The sequence below is a fragment of the Microbacterium sp. genome, assembly GCF_031178525.1.
Taxonomy (GTDB): domain Bacteria; phylum Actinomycetota; class Actinomycetes; order Actinomycetales; family Microbacteriaceae; genus Microbacterium.
The window spans coordinates 1-2,935 of the sequence record NZ_JAPSJA010000290.1; the positions used below are offsets into that span (position 1 = coordinate 1).

The window sequence follows — 2,935 nt, forward strand, 5'->3', positions numbered from 1 at the left end:
CGCCGCCCTGCGGCGCACCCCCCTGCATCGTCCCGCCCTCGGCGGACTCGCTCTCGGCGGAGTCACCGTCCGCGGCGTCGCTCGGGGCCGAGGGAAGCTCGCCGTCGAAGGTCGTGTTCGTCAGGCTCAGTGCGCCCGACGCCGCCGAGACGCCGTCGAGGCCTGCGACCGTGTCGACGATCGAGGACTCGAGCGTGCCGCGCCGGAAGTCGGTCATCAGCTGCGACTGGCTCAGGGTCGTCGAGCCGTCCTCGTTCTCCGTGCCGCCGTCCTCGCCGAACTGGAACGACGGGCGACCGCCGCCCTCGCCGGGCTCTGCCTGGGCGCCGGTCACCGTCAGGTCGGTGCCGACGCCGTACACCGATTCGAGTGCCGCCGCCTGCGCATCGCGCACGCCGGCGGCGAGCGCGTTCACGATGATCACCAGGGCGATCGCGATGGCCAGGCCGGCCGCCACGATCGCGGTCTGCTTCTTGCGGCCCGCGAGTTCGCGCCGCAGATACGTCCAGTACATGGGTCTCCTTCTCGGCCGCACCTCGGGCCGTCCGCAGGAGACGCTAGGAAGTCAGCTCATGGGAACCACCAGGGCCGGTGAGGAAATCGCTATGACGCGCTCAGGCGGGGCGGACGTTGTGGTTCCGGGAGAAGAGGTTGCCGGGATCCCATCGGCGCTTGACGGCCCTCAGCCGCGCCATCGTCGCCGACGGGTACATCCGCGTCGCCCACGTGGGATCCGTCGACGTCGTGAAGTTGCCGTACACCCCCGATCCGAGCGCATCGATCGCCCCCCAGTCCGACAGCGCCCGCGCACGCGCCTCGTCGCTGAGCATGCCGGGAACATCGAACGCACCCACCATCGCGAACCACGTGGCGTCTCGGGCCGGGAAGGCAGACGCGTGCTGCGCGACGTCGCCGAACGCGCCGCCGAGCGAACGCAGCAGCACCACGGAGGCCGGGTTGCTCTCCCGGAACGACACGAGGTGGTCGATCGCGTCGTCGGTGAGCGCGCGCAGCAGCGTGTTGCCTCCCACGAAACCGGGCATGGGGCTCTCCGGGTCGAACTCGGGTGCCTCGAGGAGGACGTCGGGATAGGGCCGAGCGCCCAGCGACCGCTCGACGATGCCCGGGGCCTCGAGCAGGGGCGCGAGCGCCTCCCGCGCCCGGTCCTCATCGGCGCCGGCCCACACACCGGAGATCGAAGCGCCGGCGGGCGCACTCGGGTCCATGGGGGGCACATCCATGTAGGTCAGGGTGAGCTCGCGCGGCGCTTGCGCCATCACGTCGCGCAGGGCTCCGATCGCCACCCGCGCGTCGCCCTCGACGCCGAGTTCGACGGCCACGACGCCGTCGAGCGGGTGCGCCTCGAAGTCGAAGCGGGTCACGACGCCGAAGTTGCCGCCGCCGCCGCGCAGCGCCCACATCAGCTCGGGCTCCGTCGCGTCGGTGGCCTCGATGACCCGGCCGTCGGCGGTGACGAGCTGAACGCCCACGAGCTGGTCGCAGGCGAGACCCCATGCCCGCACCATGAGCCCGATCCCGCCACCGAGCGTGAGCCCGCCGACGCCGACGGATGCCGTATCGCCCGAGCTGAGCCCGAGGCCCCGCGCGGCGAGGGCGCGCGCGACGGCGCCCCACTGCGCCCCGCCTCCGACCCGCACGCGGGTGCCGTGCACCGCGACATCGGCGAGCGCCGCCAGGTCGAGTGTCACCCCGCCGGGCACCGTGCCCCATGCGCTGTGACCGCCGCCGCGCACCATCACGGGGTGGCCCTCGGCGGCGGCGAACGTCACGGCGGCACGGACGTCATCGGTCGAGGAGGCCCGCGCCACCAGCGCGGGCTCGCCGATCCCCGAGTGGAATCGGCGCGCGACGTCCCAGTCGGGATCGCCGGGGCGGATCACTGTGCCGAGCGCGGCAGTGAGGTCGTCGTTGGCCATGCGCGCACGGTACTCGCCGTCTCCGACATCGCAACAGGCCCGTCGCCGACGAGCTCTTCTCCGATCGCTGCCGCCGTTCACATCCCGCGCATAGCCGCCGCCATAGAAACCTCATAGCTTCGGTCGCAGAATTGTCCTCATGACAACGCCGCACTCCCCCGCTCTCACGCGCGCCGACGGCAATCCGGTGCGCGTGCTCGTCGTCGACGACGAGCAGATGCTGACCGATCTGCTCTCGATGGCGCTGAAGATGGAGGGCTGGGAGGTGCGTACGGCGGCGAGCGGCTTCGAAGCGCTCGCCACGGCGAAGGAGTTCAAGCCCGACTCGCTCGTGCTCGACATCATGATGCCCGACCTCGACGGCATGTCCGTGCTGCAGCGCCTGCGTCAAGCCGGCGACGACGTCCCGGTGCTGTTCCTCACCGCGAAGGACGCCGTGGCCGATCGGGTGGCAGGCCTCACGGCGGGCGGCGACGACTACGTCACGAAGCCGTTCAGCCTCGAGGAGGTCGTCGCGCGTCTGCGGGCGCTCATGCGCCGCTCCGGCACGGCGCACGCCGCTGAGGACGAGCCGATCCTGCGGGTGGGCGACCTCAGCCTGAACGAGGACAGCCACGAGGTCGAGCGCGGCGGCGCCGAGATCGAACTGACCGCCACGGAGTTCGAACTGCTGCGCTTCCTGATGCGCAACGAGCGCAAGGTCGTCTCGAAGGCGCAGATCCTCGATCGCGTGTGGAGCTACGACTTCGGCGGACGATCGAGTGTCGTGGAGCTGTACATCTCGTACCTCCGCAAGAAGATCGACGCGGGGCGCGATCCCCTCATCCACACGGTGCGCGGCGTGGGGTACATGATCAAGGCCCCCCAGTGATGGGCAGGGCCGGCGCGGGGGCGCGTCAGCTGTCCTTCCAGGCGCGGCTGATGCTCACCGTGTTCGGTTTCGTGTCGCTCATCTTCGTCGTGGTCGCCGCGGTGACGAGCGTCGTGCTCACGAACGT

2 protein-coding genes and 1 pseudogene are annotated in these 2,935 nt (G+C 71.1%); 1 reads left to right on the top strand and 2 read right to left on the bottom strand.

Annotation, left to right across the window (positions count from 1 at the left end):
* Window positions 1–514: pseudogene (locus RIF89_RS13310) on the bottom strand (ABC transporter permease); the annotation flags it as partial.
* Window positions 515–614: 100 nt separating this feature from the next.
* On the bottom strand, window positions 615–1,937 hold the full coding sequence (locus tag RIF89_RS13315; protein ID WP_309069574.1) for an FAD-binding oxidoreductase: 1,323 nt from the start codon (window positions 1,935–1,937) through the stop codon (window positions 615–617).
* A gap of 139 nt (window positions 1,938–2,076) precedes the next feature.
* On the opposite strand from RIF89_RS13315, the gene RIF89_RS13320 reads away from it, so the two are divergent.
* The gene (locus tag RIF89_RS13320; protein WP_309069575.1) at window positions 2,077–2,808 is read left to right on the top strand and encodes a response regulator transcription factor; all 732 of its coding nucleotides are present in this window, start codon (window positions 2,077–2,079) and stop codon (window positions 2,806–2,808) included.
* The last annotated feature ends 127 nt before the right edge of the window (window positions 2,809–2,935 follow it).

Bases quoted from the DNA above. Each gene is read 5' to 3' on its own strand.
- RIF89_RS13315 (WP_309069574.1), bottom strand. From the start codon at position 1,937: ATGGCCAACGACGACCTCACTGCCGCGCTCGGCACAGTGATCCGCCCC.
- RIF89_RS13320 (WP_309069575.1), top strand. From the start codon at position 2,077: ATGACAACGCCGCACTCCCCCGCTCTCACGCGCGCCGACGGCAATCCG.